General features: G+C 44.1%; 18 protein-coding genes. 1 reads left to right on the plus strand and 17 read right to left on the minus strand.

Annotated elements, in window-relative coordinates:
• Positions 1 to 7: 7 nt before the first annotated feature.
• The 4 genes from V7D18_RS07675 to V7D18_RS07690 all read right to left on the minus strand — a co-directional run bounded on the left by V7D18_RS07675 (position 8) and on the right by V7D18_RS07690 (position 3825).
• A complete protein-coding gene (locus V7D18_RS07675; RefSeq protein ID WP_426153044.1) occupies positions 8 to 844 on the minus strand; it encodes a carbohydrate ABC transporter permease in 837 nt (278 codons plus the stop codon).
• A 2-nt stretch (positions 845 to 846) separates the two neighbouring features.
• Positions 847 to 1719, minus strand: a complete 873-nt coding sequence (locus tag V7D18_RS07680) for a carbohydrate ABC transporter permease (protein ID WP_426153046.1) — start codon at positions 1717 to 1719, stop codon at positions 847 to 849.
• A gap of 61 nt (positions 1720 to 1780) precedes the next feature.
• Complete coding sequence (locus V7D18_RS07685) at positions 1781 to 3121, minus strand: ABC transporter substrate-binding protein (protein WP_426153048.1); 1341 nt, start codon at positions 3119 to 3121, stop codon at positions 1781 to 1783.
• Entirely contained in the window at positions 3118 to 3825 is a 708-nt protein-coding gene (locus V7D18_RS07690; RefSeq protein ID WP_426153050.1) for a FadR/GntR family transcriptional regulator, read from the minus strand. The genes V7D18_RS07685 and V7D18_RS07690 overlap by 4 nt, the downstream gene beginning before the upstream one ends.
• 543 nt (positions 3826 to 4368) lie before the next feature.
• On the opposite strand from V7D18_RS07690, the gene V7D18_RS07695 reads away from it, so the two are divergent.
• Positions 4369 to 5391, plus strand: a complete 1023-nt coding sequence (locus V7D18_RS07695) for a right-handed parallel beta-helix repeat-containing protein (RefSeq protein ID WP_426153052.1) — start codon at positions 4369 to 4371, stop codon at positions 5389 to 5391.
• Between the two features lie 59 nt (positions 5392 to 5450).
• On the opposite strand, the gene V7D18_RS07700 is transcribed toward V7D18_RS07695, so the two are convergent.
• From V7D18_RS07700 to rsmI, 13 genes are all read right to left on the minus strand, one after another.
• On the minus strand, positions 5451 to 6068 hold the full coding sequence (locus tag V7D18_RS07700; protein ID WP_426153054.1) for a nucleoside recognition domain-containing protein: 618 nt from the start codon (positions 6066 to 6068) through the stop codon (positions 5451 to 5453).
• Between the two features lie 112 nt (positions 6069 to 6180).
• Positions 6181 to 7302: an NAD(P)H-dependent flavin oxidoreductase gene (locus tag V7D18_RS07705; RefSeq protein ID WP_426153056.1), complete on the minus strand. Its 1122-nt coding sequence runs from the start codon at positions 7300 to 7302 to the stop codon at positions 6181 to 6183.
• Positions 7302 to 9026 carry an acetyl-CoA carboxylase carboxyltransferase subunit alpha gene (locus V7D18_RS07710; protein WP_426153058.1) on the minus strand — a complete coding sequence of 575 codons (1725 nt, stop codon included), beginning with the start codon at positions 9024 to 9026 and terminating at the stop codon, positions 7302 to 7304. Before V7D18_RS07710 ends, V7D18_RS07705 begins: the two co-directional genes overlap by 1 nt.
• A 21-nt stretch (positions 9027 to 9047) precedes the next feature.
• A complete protein-coding gene (locus tag V7D18_RS07715; RefSeq protein WP_426153060.1) occupies positions 9048 to 10400 on the minus strand; it encodes an acetyl-CoA carboxylase biotin carboxylase subunit in 1353 nt (450 codons plus the stop codon).
• Positions 10401 to 10410: 10 nt separating this feature from the next.
• Positions 10411 to 10836 (minus strand): 3-hydroxyacyl-ACP dehydratase FabZ, encoded by a 426-nt coding sequence (fabZ, locus tag V7D18_RS07720; RefSeq protein ID WP_426153062.1) that lies wholly within the window; start codon positions 10834 to 10836, stop codon positions 10411 to 10413.
• A gap of 61 nt (positions 10837 to 10897) precedes the next feature.
• Positions 10898 to 11371: an acetyl-CoA carboxylase biotin carboxyl carrier protein gene (accB, locus tag V7D18_RS07725; RefSeq protein WP_426153064.1), complete on the minus strand. Its 474-nt coding sequence runs from the start codon at positions 11369 to 11371 to the stop codon at positions 10898 to 10900.
• Between the two features lie 12 nt (positions 11372 to 11383).
• Positions 11384 to 12622, minus strand: coding sequence for a beta-ketoacyl-ACP synthase II (gene fabF, locus V7D18_RS07730; protein WP_426153066.1), 1239 nt, complete (start codon positions 12620 to 12622; stop codon positions 11384 to 11386).
• Positions 12623 to 12638: 16 nt separating this feature from the next.
• Positions 12639 to 13379 (minus strand): 3-oxoacyl-[acyl-carrier-protein] reductase, encoded by a 741-nt coding sequence (gene fabG / locus V7D18_RS07735; RefSeq protein WP_426153068.1) that lies wholly within the window; start codon positions 13377 to 13379, stop codon positions 12639 to 12641.
• A gap of 16 nt (positions 13380 to 13395) precedes the next feature.
• Positions 13396 to 14313, minus strand: a complete 918-nt coding sequence (gene fabD, locus V7D18_RS07740; RefSeq protein ID WP_426153069.1) for an ACP S-malonyltransferase — start codon at positions 14311 to 14313, stop codon at positions 13396 to 13398.
• Between the two features lie 16 nt (positions 14314 to 14329).
• A complete protein-coding gene (gene fabK, locus V7D18_RS07745; RefSeq protein WP_426153071.1) occupies positions 14330 to 15253 on the minus strand; it encodes an enoyl-[acyl-carrier-protein] reductase FabK in 924 nt (307 codons plus the stop codon).
• Positions 15253 to 15486 carry an acyl carrier protein gene (gene acpP, locus V7D18_RS07750; RefSeq protein WP_117419997.1) on the minus strand — a complete coding sequence of 78 codons (234 nt, stop codon included), beginning with the start codon at positions 15484 to 15486 and terminating at the stop codon, positions 15253 to 15255. The genes fabK and acpP overlap by 1 nt, the downstream gene beginning before the upstream one ends.
• 76 nt (positions 15487 to 15562) lie before the next feature.
• Positions 15563 to 16528: a beta-ketoacyl-ACP synthase III gene (locus tag V7D18_RS07755; RefSeq protein ID WP_426153074.1), complete on the minus strand. Its 966-nt coding sequence runs from the start codon at positions 16526 to 16528 to the stop codon at positions 15563 to 15565.
• A 145-nt stretch (positions 16529 to 16673) separates the two neighbouring features.
• Positions 16674 to 17531: a 16S rRNA (cytidine(1402)-2'-O)-methyltransferase gene (rsmI, locus tag V7D18_RS07760; protein WP_426153076.1), complete on the minus strand. Its 858-nt coding sequence runs from the start codon at positions 17529 to 17531 to the stop codon at positions 16674 to 16676.
• Positions 17532 to 17538: the final 7 nt, after the last annotated feature.

A 17538-nucleotide genomic window follows, 5' to 3' on the forward strand; every position in this document is an offset into this window, starting at 1 on the left:
TATCGGCTTAACCTTTTACAGCTCCCGCCGTCAAACCTTCTACTAATCGTTTCTGAGCAAAGAAGAACATGATACATACCGGTATAATCGTTATGATTCCTCCCGCTGTAAGTAAATCCCACTGAACACCAAGCTGTCCGATCAGACTTTTTAAAGCTACTGGAATGGTACGTGTTTCTGTATTGGTAAACATCACAGCAAATGTATATTCATTCCATGATGTCATAAAGATATAAACACCGGTAGCAACCAGGCAGGGTCCCAGAATCGGAAGTATAATCTTCACAAAAGCGACACCTCTGTTGCAGCCGTCTACCAGGGCCGCTTCCTCAAGAGACATGGGAAGATCATTTAAGAATCCCAGCAGCAGCCATACGGAAAACGGAATGGTAAATGTGGTATAAGATAACACCAGAGAGGTGGGTGTGTACAAAAGTCCCAGTTTCCGCATAATGGAATACAACGGAATCAGCAGCAATACCGTTGGGAACATATTATTGCAAAGAAAGGTACACATAAGAATTTTTCTTCCTGCAAACTGGTATCTTGAGAACGCATATGCTGCAAGGGTAGATGCCGTCAAAGATACCAAAGTCGTCATTGCCGCTACAATAAAACTGTTCTTGATCGCTGCAAGGAAATTAACCGTAGTTGTGAAAAGCTTCCTGTAGGACTCAAACGTGATTGATTTCGGCCAGTATGTGACTACCATTCCATACAGTTCTTCCTCGGGCTTTACCGAAGTAATAAATGTCCAGTAAAAAGGAAACAAAATAAAGAGCAGTATGATTGTCAGCGGAAGGTACACACACACAATCTGTCTTACATCAACTCGCTTCTTCATTCTTATACCTCCTCTTTAAAGTTCATTTTCAAATATGGAACAGAAGCAAATAACAGAAGAGCTGCCAGCAATATTGCCATTGCAGATGCATAACCCAGATTTAACGCATTTCCCTTATTGAAAATATAAACACTGAGCGTCTGTGTAGAATAAGCCGGTCCTCCTTCTGTCATGTTAAAGATCACATCCACAGAATTGGCAACCCAGATGACACGAAGCAGTACTGTTACATAAATCGTGTTTTTTATCGATGGAATGGTTATATAAAATAATTTCTGCCAGAAAGATGCCCCGTCAATGTCAGCTGCTTCATAAATCTCCGTGGACACCCCCTGTAACGCAGCCAGAAGCATCAGCGAAAAGAAGGGGATTCCCTGCCAGATAATCGTCACAATGACACTGGGAAACGCCGTCATCACCTGAGAAAGAAACGGGATCTTATTGGTTATCAAATGGGTTTTTAACAACAGATCGTTTAATACGCCAAAATTACCGTCATAAATCCATCTCCACATTAACCCGATCAAAACACCCGGTGTCACCCAGGGTATCATGCTGACTGCCCTTATCACTCCCCTCCCTGCAAACTCCTTGTTTAGAAAAAGAGCCAGAATAAAACCAAACAGGAACTGAAAACCAACACCAAACACCACCCAGACTATGGTCCGAATGAGAGCCCCCTGAAAGAGCGGATCCCTTAATGCTGCCATATAATTGGAAATTCCGTTAAATGCAATCTGTTTCGGTCTTCTTAGATCATAGTTCTGGAAGCTCATAATGATTGCATTGAAAACCGGTATAAATACCACGCACAGGATGATCAGCACTGCCGGAGCAACTAATACATACGGCCATATGGTCCGTTTCTTAACCATTCGTATTTCCCCTCCTAACTGGTTGGGGCTGCATACATAGCAGCCCCGACATATATATCTACTATTGATAAAGTCCATCCTGTAAGGTCTGCATACACTGTTTGGCAGAAATGCTTCCAGTCAGCGCCTGAGACACTGTATTCGGCCAGATGTTAGAAATCCATTCGGTTGTGGTATCAAGGATCGGAACGATACCCGCATGACCCTGTCCCTCGATAGATGCTTTCATAAAACGGTTATTCTGGAAGAAATCAGAAGCCTGAACGCTCTTACTTACAGGAACATTTCCGGTTCCCTCACACCACATTTTCTGACCTTCCCCCGCGGCCAAATAAGATACCCACTCAAAGGCAGCCTGTTTATTCTCACAGGATTCAAATATAACTGTTTCCGTATCACCCATTGATGTCCACTGGCTCTTGCCTGCCGGAAACGGGAAAGCAGAAACATCATCTCCGAATAACTTTTCCATATCCTTGCTGGAGCCTGTATGGTGAATGGTCATTGCAGCAAGTCCTGACTGGAAGTTGGCAATAATCTCACTAAATCCATCACTGGTCGCTGTAGGCGGTACATATCCTTTTTGATAAATATCAATGAAGTCCTGCATGCCCTGTACCGCCTCAGGAGTCGTCAGATCTTTAAAGCTTCCGCCCCGTCCATAGACAAAACTGCCCCATGGCTCCTGGCCTCCCTTTGCGCCTCTCATGCCAAAACCGTATATATCAGTCTTTCCATCTCCATTGGTATCCATGGTGCACTTTTCAATTGCCTGCAAAAATTCCTCATAGGTCTTCGGCACTTCGATTCCTGCCTTTTTAAAGATGGATGGTCTGTAATAAACATAAAGGACCTGAATATTAAATGGCATTACATAAATCCGCTGCATATCTCCAGCCTCTACCATAATGTTATAAATATTATCATCAATATCAGACTTTTTATCCCAGGCATCAATCATTGGTGTTAAGTCAGCCAGGAGATCATTATTAACAAATAATGGCGTAGAAGTGAGCTTCCAGGTTGCACAGTCTACATCTCCGCCCCCCATCTTTGCATTAAATAAATTCTCCGAATAAGCACCTCCATCCCACGGGCTTTCTTCCCCAATAACAGTAATACCCTTTCCGTTTTCAGCATTAAATTTCTTAATGATGTCCTGCATAAGCTGGGAATAATCTGTATTATCAGCCCAGTAACGGAATTTGATTTCACAGGGTTTGATTTCCTCTGCAGGTGCCTGTCCCTCCTTTGAAGCAGCAACTGTGGTGGCTGCCGCTGTCTCTTTTACCGCTTCCGTTGTCTCTTTGCTGCCTGAAGAACAACCTGTCATTGTTCCTGCTGCCATAAGAGCTGCCATGGCAATTGCCATTGTTTCCTTTCCAAATAAACTTTTCTTCATTTTTGTTCCTCCCTTTCCCTTACATCAGTTAATGTATCCCATACATGCCGCTCAGCCAGAAATTTAGCTTCCATATAGTTGCCGTCGGCAATGGCTTTATAAATACCCCTGTGGCTTCGTTTTGCCCGTTTAAAGCTCTCCAGGTCATTATGGGTTTCTACGTGACTGCGCCGGATGGATTCATTGATGATAGGGACCACCCGAATGAGTACTTCATTATGCGTGCATTCCGCAACAGCTGTATGGAATTGAACATCCATCTCAGCAGTAGAAGTGCTGTTAATTTGTATCCGTTCCATTTCCTCAACAAGTCTCTCAAGATTTTTAATATCCTGAGGAGTTGCTCTCTGCACGGCCAGCCCTGCGATCTGAGGTTCAATCAGCATACGGGTTTCAAAAAGATTTTGAATCAGATATTTCTGATTGGTAAAATGCAGACCCAGCGGGTCATCTCCTATACCGGTTCCTGCGCTGATAAAGGTACCGCTTCCCTGACGGATAACCACAACATTTTCTGCTCTTAAAAACTTCATGGCTTCTCTTAAAGTAGACCGGCTCACCTCAAAAAGCTCTGACAGTTCATTTTCTGTCGGCAGCCGGTCTCCCGGCTTCATCTCCCTTTGTATGATCATCGTTTTTACCTTTTGTGCGATGGTCATAGGTAGCGCATCAATATTCTGCATCTTATCTGAATTTCTCCTCATGGCATTCTCCTTTATCAAAATAGCAATAGGCGTTTTGCACATTTTTAACCGCATTATTCAAATGTATTTGTTTAATTTTATTCATCATCTGACCTTATGTTAGCATAACATATGATGTATGTAAATATACTTTCGGCAAATATTTTCTTTTTCATCATATTATAACAAGTTTTATGTTGCTTTTTGTTTATATTGTATAATTATCCATTAAAATTCATCATACCTTTAATATATAGATCATACCAATTGGTATGTTGTTTATTATGTTGAACATTTTATTCAAAAAATTAATGAAATTAAAATTAAGAATATCACAGCATTTTAGTCAAAGGTATCGGTCCAATTACTTTTCAATTTTATAACTTTAATCCATTAATTTGCCTGCTAATTATAGTATTATTTATGACATTTTGGAATAATTTAAAAATCCCTTTCTTTTTTATTGACAAATCATTTTCACTATTTTAGTATCTAATTATAAGTCTGGAAAAACCGGATTAAATAACTGATTCGGAATCCAGGTAGTAAGAAAGGGGATAAAATATGAGAAATGGAAAAAGAATCATCAGTATCATCACTACCTGCTTTATGGTTACCAGTTTATGTGTCATTAGTCCCACACCTGCACATGGCGCTTCAAACGAGTACTATGTTTCAGCAAACGGCAGCGACTCTAATAATGGACAGTCAAAAGACAAGCCTTATAAGACAATTGATAAGGCGTTAGGCAATGCATCAGCAGGTACCACCATTTATTTAATGAACGGTACCTACAAATCATCAGCTACATACAAATTAAGCAAGAGCGGTACTTCCAGCTCACCCATTAAAATAATGAATTACAGCGGTCACAAGCCAGTGGTTGATTTCTCCAGCCAGCCATATGCCGACAGCTCAAGAGGGTTCCAGATTACAGGAAACTACTGGGTTATATCCGGTCTTACCATTCAGAATGCAGGAGATAACGGAATTCATATCAGCGGAGGCAATAACCGTATACTGGACTGCTTCATTACCAAATGCGGCGATACCGGTCTTCAGATGAGCAACGGTGCCTTCAATAATGAAATTACCAGAGTCACCTCTACCTATAACTACGATTCCAAGACGAATGGTGAGAATGCAGATGGTTTTGCTGCTAAATTAAGCATCGGAAGCGGCAACGTATTTAAAAACTGTATCGCACTTAACAATTCTGATGACGGATTTGACTTCTATTCTGCTGGCAATGCAGTAAAATTATACAACTGCGAGGCTTCTTACAACGGAAAAGGCGATGGAAACGGACAAGGGTTTAAAGTCGGAGGAAATTATACCAGCGATAACCATTACCTGGAGGGCTGCACCGCAATTGGCAACAAAAAAAGAGGGTTTGACCAGAATAACAATACCGGTTTTGTCACCCTCAAAAATTGCACGGGAACGAATAACAATGTTAACTTCTACTTCCCAAAAGCTCCTAAATCAGGAACCCATCAATTTTCAGGTTGTATCTCAAGCGGCGGTGCCGGCAAGGATGTCATCGTTGGTGCCACTGTAGTCAACTGTTCTTTTAACACAAAATAAAACCTAAACGCCGGTTCTCACATTTATCAGAGAACCGGCGTTTTTAGTCTTGCCAGGTATTACCGGTCAAGCAGCTTACACAAAGCCACTCCTATTACCGTTGAGAACAGCGTTGCTGCGATAGCAGGCCCTACAATTGCCGTGGGATCCGGACTGCCGTACTGGCTTCTGTAAGCAATCATATTGACGGGAATCAGCTGTAGTGACGATATGTTAATAATCATAAATGTACACATTTCATTACTGGCGGTTCCTTCCGAAACCGGTTTGTGGGTTTTCTTCCCCTGAGAATATTCTTTTCTCCTGGTCTCTTCCAGATCTTTTAAAGACTCCATGGCTTTCAGCCCGGCAGGCGTAGCTGCCCAGCCCAGCCCCAGAATGTTTGCAATAATATTTGTAGAAATATATTCCAGAGAGGGATGTTTATCAGGAATCTTTGGAAACAGAAAATGAAGCACAGGCCCCATTTTTGAAGACAACCGCTCAATAAGCCCTGACTTCCTTCCGATTTCCATTAATCCGGTCCAGAAAGACATAATTCCAAGCATGGTAATGCACAGCATAACCGCTTCCTTTGCAGAGGTTAATGCTCCGTCAGTAACAGCACTTAAATTACCATGAAGCGCTCCCCAGATAACTCCTGTCAGTATCATAAATGCCCAGAGATAATTTAACATCCTTCAATCCACATTTCATTGTTTTCTTTTTATCCTATTCTCAAAAGGGAGAGATTATGAAATGTTCTTTTCGGCAAAAAAGGCCGCAGGACATATATCCTGCAGCCTTTTATCATTTTCCAAAAACCAGATCATTCATTACTTCATCAACCGTTTCCATCTTCTCTGCCCGGAAAGCATTGCTTCCACAGAATACCAGACCTTCTTCTGTTCTTCCTTCCGCCGACGAAATCAGCGCTTTGGTTATGCAGTAAGGTATGGTCTTTTTGTCGCATTTCTCCAGACAATCATAACAGTGTTCGAGCCGGAACGGGGTATCAGCAACATGATTCAAAAACGGATTTTTTATCGCTCTTCCCGGCATTCCTACCGGGCTTTTCGTAATGACGATATCTTCCTTTGCTGACCGAATGTAGGCGTCTTTAAATTCCTGGGGAGCATCACATTCCTCTGTAGTGACAAACCTGGTTGCAACCTGAACACCATCAGCCCCCAGTGAAATCTGATGCAGCACATCCTCATGGGTGTATATTCCTCCGGCAGTTACTACCGGTATCACTTTATTATACTTTTCCCCATACTCTCTTACAAGACGGATAATACCTCTTATCTCCTCGTCATAATCCGCCTGACGGAAGGTGCGTTCCACATCCTCCGTATCAACGCCCAGTTCCGATAAATCATCTCTGGAAAAACCCAGATGTCCGCCGGCTAAGGGTCCTTCCACCACAACCAGATCCGGAGCCTGATGAAATTTGCGGTCCCACATTTTGCAGATAACCATAGCTGACTTTACAGTAGAGACAATTGGGGCAATTTTTGTTTTCAGTTTAATTCCTGCTTCTTCTGCCGCTTCCGCCACATATTCCGGAAGACTTACGGGAAGTCCTGCTCCGGAGATGATTATATCAGCTCCTGCTAATACCGCCTTTTTTACATAGCTTGCATAATTTTTGGTGGCAACCATAATATTAAAGCCAATAATTCCATCAGGAGCGATTTCCCTGGCTTTTTTCATTTCCTCACCGATTGCACGCAAGTTGGCTTCCAAGGGATTCTTAAGGAAATCAGGCTGTTTAAAGCCAATCTGTGCCGTAGAAATGATTCCGACTCCTCCTGCTTTTGCAACAGCTCCCGCAAGAGAGGAAAGACTGATTCCAACTCCCATTCCACCCTGAATTACCGGATATTTTGCCACCAGATCTCCAATTACCAATGGTTTTAATGTTCCCATCACATTCTCCTAAATCTATCATATCTTTGATTTGCAAGTTCTTCTTCTGTCATGGAAAGGAAATCGGCAAAGAATTCCAGCATGGCCCGGTCCATTTCCTTCGCAATCTCCGGAAGGTTTTCTGCACAGGCAGGCTCTTCTTCCGGTATTACCCGTTCAATGAGACCAAGATCCATTAAATCCTTTGCAGTGATCTTCATGACTCTGGCTGCATCATTGGCTTTTTTGCTGTCTTTATACAGAATGGAGGCAAAGCCTTCCGGAGAAAGAATAGAGTAAATGGAGTTTTCCATCATCCAGACTTCATTGCCTACTGCCATGGCTAGCGCTCCTCCGCTTCCGCCCTCTCCGATCACAATGGAAAGAACCGGTACTGTTAAGTCTGCCATTTCAAATAAGTTTCTGGCAATGGCTTCTCCCTGTCCCCGCTCCTCTGCTTCAAGACCGCAAAACGCTCCCGGCGTATCCACAAAGCAGATGATCGGGCGTTTGAAACTCTCCGCCTGCTTCATCAGCCTTAAGGCTTTTCTGTAGCCTTCCGGTGATGGCATACCAAAATTCCGCCTGATGTTATCCTTTGTATTCTTACCTTTTTCCTGACCGATTACTGTAACAGGCATTCCGTGAAAGGATGCAATTCCGCCTACAATTGCTCCGTCATCTTTAAAATAACGGTCTCCTGCAAACTCCATAAAATCATCAAAGAGCTGATGAATATAATCAGAAGCTACAGGGCGGTCAGCACTTCTTGACAGCTGCACGGTATCCCATGGGCTTCGTTTATTCTTTTTAAACCAGAACCCATTCTTTTTTCCACAGATATTTTCATCTGTTTCCTGGTTATCCACACAAAAACTTTCCTTATTGTGGGGATTGTGGAGCTTTAAAATAGCAGTTAATGTATCCTTCATCTCTTCTCTTGGAACAATCTTATCAACAAAGCCATGTTCCAGTAAAAATTCTGCCCTCTGGAAGCCTTCCGGCAGTTTCTGACCAATCGTCTGCTCAATAACCCGTGGACCTGCAAAACCAATTAAAGCTCCCGGCTCAGCAAGAATGATATCCCCAAGCATTGCAAAGCTTGCAGTGACACCGCCCGTTGTGGGATCTGTAAGAACACTGACATAAAGCTGACCGGCTTTATGGTGGCGCTTTAATGCGGCGGAGGTTTTTGCCATCTGCATTAAGGACACGATTCCCTCCTGCATTCTGGCTCCGCCGGAACAGGCAAATAAAATCACAGGCAGCTTTTCTTCAGTCGCACGCTCCACAGCTCTGGCAATCTTTTCTCCTACTGCATGGCCCATGCTGCTCATAATAAAGCCCGCATCACAGACACCAAGTACAGCTTTCTGACCGTTAATTTCACAGACACCGGTCACAATGGCTTCTGAAAGTCCTGTCTTTTCTCTGGCTGCAGCAACCTTTTTTTCATACCCGGGAAAATCAAGGGGATTTTCAAATTCAATCTCCCTATCCCACTCTTCAAAGGTTCCCGCATCTGCCGTCATTTCGATTCTCTGAAAAGCGTGAACCCTGAAATATCCCTTGCACTTCGGACATACGTAATGACTGTTCCTTACGTCCTCCGCATAGATTGGCTGACAGCATTTGTTGCACTTTTTCCAAAGTCCTTCCGGAATATTGGGTTCCCCGGTTTTCTCCACCGTCCTGTATTTGCTGTCAATCAGGGTATAAGTTTTCTTAAACATGTCTCTTAACATAAGATCTGCTCCTCTCCCTGTTTACCGGACATAATCCGGGAAGAATTTGGGAATAAAGTCTGTATCTATATCACCGTCACGATATGCTTCATGGCTTAAGATATCAAACTGAAAATCAATATTGGTTTCTATTCCTTCGATAATCAGTTCCCCAAGGGCGCTTCTCATCTTTGCAATCGCTTCCGTTCGGTTTTTCCCGTGAACCACCAGCTTCATCAGCATGGAATCATAATTTGCCGGAACCTTATAATCATTGTAAATATGGGTATCAATTCGTACCCCGTTGCCTCCCGGCACGTGAACGTTTTTAATAAGACCTGGACATGGCATGAAATTTTTGGCCGGATTTTCGGCATTAATTCTGCATTCAATGGCATGACCGGCTATTTTAATATCATCCTGAGTCACACTCAGAGGTTCTCCTGCTGCAATCCGGATCTGTTCCTTTATCAGATCCAGGCCGGTCACCATCTCTGTTACCGGATGCTCCACCTGAATCCTTGTATTCATTTCCATAAAATAGAAATTTTTGTCTTTATCCAGTAAAAATTCAATGGTTCCTGCATTTACATAACCAACGGCCTTAGCCGCACGGACTGCAACCTCTCCCATCTGATGACGCAGTTCTTCCGAAATTGCTGCAGAAGGGGATTCCTCCAGAACCTTCTGGTGCCGCCTCTGGATGGAACAGTCACGTTCTCCCAGATGGATCACATTGCCCATCTGATCTGCGAGTATCTGAAATTCAATGTGTCTGGGTTTTTCAATGTATTTCTCAATGTACATGGTATCATCGGAAAATCCCTTTACCGATTCCATCTGGGCATTCTTAAAATTGGAATCAAAATCATCCAGACTTCTTGAAATACGCATTCCTTTTCCGCCGCCGCCTGATGAGGCCTTGATCATAACAGGAAATCCGATCCGCTCTGCCATTTGCCTGGCTTCTTCTACATGATGAACGGCTTCTTTCCCGCCTGGTACTACCGGAACGCCTGCTTCCATCATGGTTTTTCTGGCTTCCGATTTATTTCCCATTTTATTGATGATTCCGGCGTCAGGTCCAATGAAGGTAATACTGCATTTTTCACAAAGTTCTGCAAACCTTGCATTCTCAGAAAGAAATCCAAATCCGGGATGAATCGCATCCGCTTTCATGGCAACGGTGGCTGTAAGGATCCGTTCCATATTCAGATAACTCTGTGTGGACGGTGCAGGACCGATGCAAATGGCTTCATCCGCCAGAAGGGTATGAAGGCTTTCCCGGTCCGCTTCCGAATATACGGCAACCGTTTTAATCCCCATTTCCCTGCATGCTCTTATGATTCTTACCGCAATTTCACCGCGGTTGGCAATTAAAATCTTATCAAACATCGATCTCCACCTATCCAATCATAAATGTCAGTTCTGCGCTGGCAGCTATTTTGCCATCTATGGTGGCAACCGCTTTTCCAACTCCTACCGGACCCTTTCTTTTTATAATTTCACATTCCAGTTTTAACTTGCTTCCTGGAATTACCTTCTTTTTAAATTTAGCCTTGTCAATGCCTCCGAAATAAGCAATCTTTCCCTTATTCTCTTCCATACTTAATATTGCAACCGCCCCAACCTGAGCCAGTGCCTCAATGATCAAAACACCCGGCATAACCGGTTCCTCCGGAAAATGTCCCCGGAAGAAGGATTCATCAAAAGTGACACATTTATATCCTGTAGCCCTTACCCCGGGTTCCAGCTCTTCAATGCAGTCTACCAGCAAAAACGGGTGTCTGTGAGGAATAATTTCCTGAATTTCTTTTATACCTAACATCATGCTCTCTCCTTATTTTAAAAGAGAGGTCCGACCCTGGACCTCTCTTAGATTTTACAATAACCTACCGGATACGGAACAGAGGCTGACCGTATTCCACCACATCTTCATTTCCAACCAGAACGGCTTCTACCACACCATCGTATTCACATTCAATCTCATTCATCAGCTTCATGGCTTCGATGATACCAAGTGTCTGCCCCTTCTTAACGGTATCTCCTGCCTTAACAAACGGCATGCTGTCCGGTGAAGAAGAATTGTAAAAGGTTCCTACCAGAGGAGATGATACAACCTTATCGGTAGAATGCGCGTCCGCCTTCACAGTGTCCGCTCCATCCTCCAATACCGGTGCTTTCATTTCCTGTCCGGCATATGCAGGTATTTCCAGACTTCTCTGAACATAATCCCCTTCTGTGGCAATAACCATCTGCTTTTCTTTCTTAATGGATAACTTAAAGTCCCCATCTTCCAGCTTAAAACCGGTGAGGCCCTGCTCTGAAACGGCCTGCATCAGTCTGATCACATCATTTATTTCCATTATGACTGCCTCCTACTGTTCAAACTTCTTTACAAGAATGCTGGCATTATGACCACCAAAGCCCAGGGAATTGCTGATAGCATAAGTCACATCACAGAAAACTCCCTCACCCTTTGTATAGTTTAAATCACAACCTTCTCCTTCTTCTTCCAGACCGGCAGTGGCATGAACAAATCCATCCTGTATGGTTTTCACACAGGCAATGAATTCCACGCCCCCTGCCGCGCCGAGAAGATGTCCGACCATGGATTTTGTAGAACTGATTTTAACATTTTTTGCATGATCGCCTAAAGCGGTTTTAATTGCCATGGTTTCAAATAAGTCGTTGTGATGAGTGCTGGTTCCATGAGCATTGACATAGTCGAGCGCTTCTGCTGTAATACCCGCATCCTTTATAGCCTCCGTCATCGCTCTTGCAGCACCGCTTCCGTCCTCAGCAGGAGAGGTAATATGGTATGCATCACAGGTTGACCCGTAACCAACTACTTCTCCGTAGATAACGGCATTTCTGGAAAGCGCGTGTTCCAGTTCTTCTAATACCACAACGCCTGCACCTTCACCCATAACAAAGCCGCTTCTGTCCTTATCAAATGGGATGGAAGCACGGAGCGGATCATCTGAAGTAGTAAGTGCAGTAAGAGCCGAAAATCCGGCTACACCGATCGGCGTAACGCTGGCTTCCGCACCTCCTGCCACCATCACATCCACTTCCCCATACTGGATGGACCGGAACGCCTCTCCTATGGAATGGGTTCCCGTGGCACAGGCCGTAACCACATTGATGCACTTGCCCTTTAACCCGAACTGAATCCCCACATTTCCGGCTGCCATGTTGGATATCATCAAGGGGACCAAAAGAGGATTGACTCTGCCCGGACCTTTCTCCAAAAGCTTTTTATGTTCCCGCTCTACGGCCTGCAGGCTTCCAATCCCGGAACCCACACTAACGCCCACGCGATAAGGATCTTCTTTTTCCATATCTATTCCTGACATTTCAAGAGCTTCCTTTGTAGCAGCAACTGCAAACTGCGCAAAACGCTCCATGCGCTTGGCTGCTTTTATATCCATATAATCCTTGGGATCGAAATCCTTTACCTCTGCAGCCAGTGTGGCCTTAAAATCCGTTGTATCAAACTGAGTAATGGGCGCGATTCCTACCTTTTTTTCCTTCAGTCCATTCCAGAAACTTTCTACATCATTACCAATAGGAGTTATTGCTCCCATGCCGGTTACTACCACTCTTCTATTCATACCGTTATTCTCCTTTTTACATAGCCATTCCGCCATCCACACTGATGACCTGCCCTGTGATGTAACCAGCCTGCTCTGATGCAAGAAATACAGCCGCAGCCGCAACATCTTCCGGCGTTCCAAAACGTTTCATCGGGATCTGGTCTAAAGAGGCTTCCTTAACAGAATCAGACAGTACATCCGTCATATCTGTCTGTATATAGCCGGGTGCTATGGCATTTACTGTTATTCCTCTGGTTGCAGATTCTCTTGCAAATGATTTAGTCATACCGATAACTCCAGCCTTAGCTGCGCAGTAATTGGCCTGACCTGCATTTCCAAGAATTCCTGATACAGAAGAGATGTTGATGATTCTTCCGCCCCTCTGCTTAATCATCTGACGGGAAACATGTTTCATGCAGTTAAATACCCCTTTTAAGTTCGTACTGATAACTGCATCAAACTCATCCTCCGACATTTTCATAAGAAGATTATCTCTGGTAATACCTGCGTTATTTATGAGAATATCCAGCTTTCCGTACTTCTTTATTACTCCGTCAAGAAAAGCACCTGAAGCTTCATAATCCGATACATTGCAGGCAATTGCTTCTGCTTTTCCACCATTTTCTTCAATCTCTTTTACTACCTGAAGGGCTTTTTCTTCAGAACCATTATAATTGACAATTACAGTGGCTCCTTCCAGTCCCAGCTTTAACGCGACTGCTCTTCCGATTCCTCTGCTGGCACCAGTAACCACCGCTATTTTTCCATCTAACATATCTGTCACCTCCCAGTTAAATTCCTGATAATTTATCCATATCTTCCAGTTTTTCTATATTAAAGACTTTTGCATCTCTCGTTATCTTCTTAATAAACCCTGCAAGGGTTTTTCCAGGTCCGATTTCTATAAACGTATCCACTCCGTCCTTTATCATGGTTTCCACACTCTGCTGGAAACGTACGGAAGAAGATACCTGTCGGATTAATAAAGGCTTTACCTCATCTGCCTCTGTCACATACCGGGCTGTTACATTTGCCACATAAGGGATCACAGGCTTATGAATTTCAATGTCCTTAAGAACGGCACCCAGTTTTTCACCGGCACCAGTCAGCATAGCTGAATGGAACGGACCGCTGACATTTAAGCCAATGACTCTCTTCGCTCCTGCTGCCAAAAGCTTCTCACCGGCTTCCTCAACCGCTTCTTTCTTTCCTGATATAACAATCTGCCCTGGGCAGTTATAATTTGCGATCTGAACTCCATCAATCCGGCTCAAAACCTCTTCAATTTCAGCAGCATCCAGAGAAAGAACGGCCGCCATCGCACCCAGTCCCGCAGGAACAGCTTCCTGCATAAGGATTCCTCTCTGTCTGACTGTTAAAATAGCATCCGGATCGCTCATCACACCCGCTGCTGCAAGCGCGCAATATTCTCCCAGGCTTAAACCAGCCGTCACATCCGGTCTGATCCCTGTTTTTTCTTCCAGTACTCTCATCATGGCGATCCCTGTCGTCACCATGGCTGCCTGCGTATATTCTGTAATATCCAGACGGTCATTCTTCTCAAAGCAGAGTTCCGGCAGGGAAAAACCAAGAAGCCCGGAAGCCATATCATAGATTTCTTTTCCAATTGCTGTCTGCTCATAAAAATCCTGGCCCATTCCGCAGTACTGCGCGCCCTGGCCTGGGAAAATAAATGCGATCTTGCTCATAGTCATAAACTCCTCTTTAACGGCCAAGAAGCTTCCCGGCCTGTTCCATCATTTCTTCAATCATTTCTTTACAGGTCTGTTCCTTGCTTATCATACCTGCAATCTGTCCGGCCATAACCGTGCCGTTAATAACATCTCCCTCTAAAACAGCATTCCGAAGAGTTCCAAGGGTTAAATACTCCAGTTCTTCAAAGGATTTCCCTTGTTCCTCCAGCTTCACGTACTCCCTGGTCATCTGGTTTCTTAAAGATCTCACCGGGTGGCCGTGTGTACGTCCTGTAACTGCTGAATCGATATCCTTTGCTTTTATAATTCTCTGTTTGTAATTGTCATGTACAATGGATTCTTTGGAAACAACAAATCTGGTTCCGATCTGGACAGCCTCTGCACCCAGCATAAATGCTGCTGCGATTCCTCTGCCGTCACCGATTCCGCCTGCTGCTATAACAGGAATGGAAACCGCATCTGCTACCTGGGGAACTAACGTCATGGTAGTCTGCTCTCCAATGTGTCCTCCGGATTCACAGCCTTCTGCAACAACAGCATCTGCGCCATAGCGCTCCATTCTCTTTGCAAGTGCTACGGAAGCGACAACCGGAATTACTTTAATCCCTGCCGCCTTCCACATCTCCATATATTTTTCCGGATTACCTGCACCAGTTGTTACCACCTTAATGCCTTCTTCTACGATTACCTTTGCCACATCTTCAGCATGAGGGCTTAAAAGCATGACATTTACACCAATTGGCTTATTGGTCAGCTTCTTTGCTTTGCGGATTTCATCACGCACCACTTCACCCGGTGCATTTGCTCCGCCGATCAATCCCAGACCACCAGCTTCCGATACAGCTGCTGCAAGATGGTGCTCCGCAACCCATGCCATACCGCCCTGTATGATGGGATATTCAATTCCCAAAAGTTGGGTGATTCTGGTATTCATTACGCTTCCACGCCCTTTGCTTTTAAATAGTCCATAACCTGCTGAACTGTTGTTAATTTTTCTAAATCCTCAGAGGGAATCTCAACTGAGTACTCATCTTCAAGTGCCATAACCAGTTCGAATAAATCAAGGGAATCTGCTCCCAGGTCCTCTTTAAAAGAGGATTCTGGCTTAATAATTCCAGCCTCTACATTTAACTGCTCTGCGATAATTTCCTGCATTTTTTCTAACATCTTCTAATCTCCTTTTGCTTCATCGTATTCAATTTATATGCTAGTACTTTGATTACCAAAGTATTAGTCCTATTTTTTACCACTCCATAAGAGTGGCTCCCCAGGTAAGTCCTGCCCCAAATCCGGCAAGTACAATCTTATCCCCCTGCTGCAGCTTTCCAGCCTTGTTCAGTTCATCTAGTAAAAGAGGAACCGATGCTCCCGACGTATTTCCATAACGCTCTAAATTTGTAGGAAACTTCTCTATTGGTACCTTTAATCTCTTTGCAATCGATTCAAAGATCCGGTAATTGGCCTGATGCAGGATAAAATACTTAATTTCACTTAAATCCGTCTCACTCTCGGAAAGCACCTCCAAGATTGCCTCCGGTACCGTTTTTACTGCAAAACGGAATACCTCCTGTCCATCCATGGTCATGTAGCCTGTATCCGGTTTGTGACCAGTGAGAAAGTTACCTGTTGTCCGTGATACGCAGTCCAGTGCGCTTCCTCTTGTGCCATCCGCACCCATGGTCATATAAAGTTTTCCATTATCCTCTATCCGTACTACTGCCGCTCCGGCACCATCTCCGAAAAGTACGCAGGTGCCTCTGTCCGTCCAGTCAATCAGCTTACTTAACGTATCCGCTCCGATTATCAGGCCTGTTTTATAGATTCCTGCCTGAAAAAATGCGGAAATTGTATGAAAGCCATAGATGAAGCCGGAACATGCAGCGCTTAAATCAAAAGCCATTGCTCCATGTGCACCAATAGCCGCCTGTACCTCACAGGCTCCGCTGGGAAAACAGCGGTCTGGAGAAGAAGTGGCCAAAACAATAATGTCCAGTTCTTCTGCCGATATACCCGAATCCTTTAATGCCGCCATTGCTGCTTTTATAGCAAGATCCGTGGTGCCGGACTCGGCCTCAGCGATCCGCCGCTCTCTGATTCCCGTCCTTGACTGGATCCATTCATCACTGGTATCCACAATTTTTGCCAGATCATCATTGGTGACCACCCGGTCCGGAACTGCTGAACCTGTTCCAATAATTTTTGTTGTCATAAATTTCCCCCATTCATGTTTCTGTTCCATTCCGGTACGTTCCGGCCTGGAATGAAATCATGCCTCGTTGGATTGTTTTATATCTCAAATATTTTGAATCTCAAAATAATATTATTAAAATAAATGCCCGTTGTCAAGATATTTTTTATATTTCCCGGTTCAGCAGATACTGATAAACCTCTCTTTTGCTGATTCCACGGTCTTTTGCAACCATGCGCATAGCTTCTTTTTTATCCATTCCCTGGCCTTCATAACGTTCCATATGTTCTTCCATGGAAAGCTCTTCAAACGCCTTTGTCTGCTCCATTCGGATCTCTTCAAAGCTCCTGCCTTCCACTACGATGACACATTCCCCTTTCGGATCCTCTGTTCGGTAAGTATCTAATGCCTGGGTAAAGGTTGTGCAGAATGCGGTCTCATACCGCTTTGTCAGTTCCCTGCAGATGGTAATTCTCCGCTCCCCTAATGCCTCATAAAGCTCTTCCAGCGTCTTAACGAGACGGTGAGGTGCCTCATAAAGAATTATAGTTCTTGTCTCATCCTTCAGTTCATTTAAAATCCACTGCTTCTCCTTTTTATCTGAAGGAAGAAAGGCTTCAAAACAAAACCTTCTGGTTCCCAGTCCTGAAAGGGTGAGAGCGGTTATACAGGCCGCTGGTCCGGGCAGGGAGGTCACTTCAACTCCTGCCTCATAACACTGTTTTACCAGTTCTTCTCCCGGATCTGAAATTCCCGGAGTTCCCGCATCAGTAATCAGAGCAACCATAACTCCCTGTTTCATCTGATCCACCAGATAGACTGCCTTTTCTACCTTATTGTACTCGTGGTAGCTGGTCATCGGCGTTTTAATATCAAAATGATTCAGAAGCTTGATGCTGTGACGGGTATCCTCCGCTGCAATCAAATCCACTTCCTTCAGCGTGTTTAAAACCCGGAGGGTAATGTCATCAAGATTACCGATGGGAGTGGCGCATAAATATAATTTACCTTTTTTCTCGTCCATTTTTCCT

It is taken from the genome of Lacrimispora sp. 38-1, assembly GCF_049890855.1.
Taxonomy (GTDB): Bacteria; Bacillota; Clostridia; order Lachnospirales; family Lachnospiraceae; genus Lacrimispora.

Excerpts from the sequence above, each read along its gene's own strand:
- accB (WP_426153064.1), bottom strand. The coding sequence starts at position 11,371 with ATGGAAATAAATGATGTGATCAGACTGATGCAGGCCGTTTCAGAGCAG.
- V7D18_RS07710 (WP_426153058.1), bottom strand. The coding sequence starts at position 9,026 with ATGTTAAGAGACATGTTTAAGAAAACTTATACCCTGATTGACAGCAAA.
- V7D18_RS07755 (WP_426153074.1), bottom strand. The coding sequence starts at position 16,528 with ATGACAACAAAAATTATTGGAACAGGTTCAGCAGTTCCGGACCGGGTG.
- V7D18_RS07700 (WP_426153054.1), bottom strand. The coding sequence starts at position 6,068 with ATGTTAAATTATCTCTGGGCATTTATGATACTGACAGGAGTTATCTGG.
- V7D18_RS07675 (WP_426153044.1), bottom strand. The coding sequence starts at position 844 with ATGAAGAAGCGAGTTGATGTAAGACAGATTGTGTGTGTGTACCTTCCG.
- fabZ (WP_426153062.1), bottom strand. The coding sequence starts at position 10,836 with ATGATGTTAGGTATAAAAGAAATTCAGGAAATTATTCCTCACAGACAC.
- V7D18_RS07695 (WP_426153052.1), top strand. The coding sequence starts at position 4,369 with ATGAGAAATGGAAAAAGAATCATCAGTATCATCACTACCTGCTTTATG.
- acpP (WP_117419997.1), bottom strand. The coding sequence starts at position 15,486 with ATGTTAGAAAAAATGCAGGAAATTATCGCAGAGCAGTTAAATGTAGAG.
- V7D18_RS07680 (WP_426153046.1), bottom strand. The coding sequence starts at position 1,719 with ATGGTTAAGAAACGGACCATATGGCCGTATGTATTAGTTGCTCCGGCA.
- V7D18_RS07715 (WP_426153060.1), bottom strand. The coding sequence starts at position 10,400 with ATGTTTGATAAGATTTTAATTGCCAACCGCGGTGAAATTGCGGTAAGA.
- V7D18_RS07705 (WP_426153056.1), bottom strand. The coding sequence starts at position 7,302 with ATGGGAACATTAAAACCATTGGTAATTGGAGATCTGGTGGCAAAATAT.
- fabG (WP_426153068.1), bottom strand. The coding sequence starts at position 13,379 with ATGTTAGATGGAAAAATAGCGGTGGTTACTGGTGCCAGCAGAGGAATC.
- V7D18_RS07685 (WP_426153048.1), bottom strand. The coding sequence starts at position 3,121 with ATGAAGAAAAGTTTATTTGGAAAGGAAACAATGGCAATTGCCATGGCA.
- fabD (WP_426153069.1), bottom strand. The coding sequence starts at position 14,313 with ATGAGCAAGATCGCATTTATTTTCCCAGGCCAGGGCGCGCAGTACTGC.
- fabK (WP_426153071.1), bottom strand. The coding sequence starts at position 15,253 with ATGAATACCAGAATCACCCAACTTTTGGGAATTGAATATCCCATCATA.
- rsmI (WP_426153076.1), bottom strand. The coding sequence starts at position 17,531 with ATGGACGAGAAAAAAGGTAAATTATATTTATGCGCCACTCCCATCGGT.
- fabF (WP_426153066.1), bottom strand. The coding sequence starts at position 12,622 with ATGAATAGAAGAGTGGTAGTAACCGGCATGGGAGCAATAACTCCTATT.
- V7D18_RS07690 (WP_426153050.1), bottom strand. The coding sequence starts at position 3,825 with ATGAGGAGAAATTCAGATAAGATGCAGAATATTGATGCGCTACCTATG.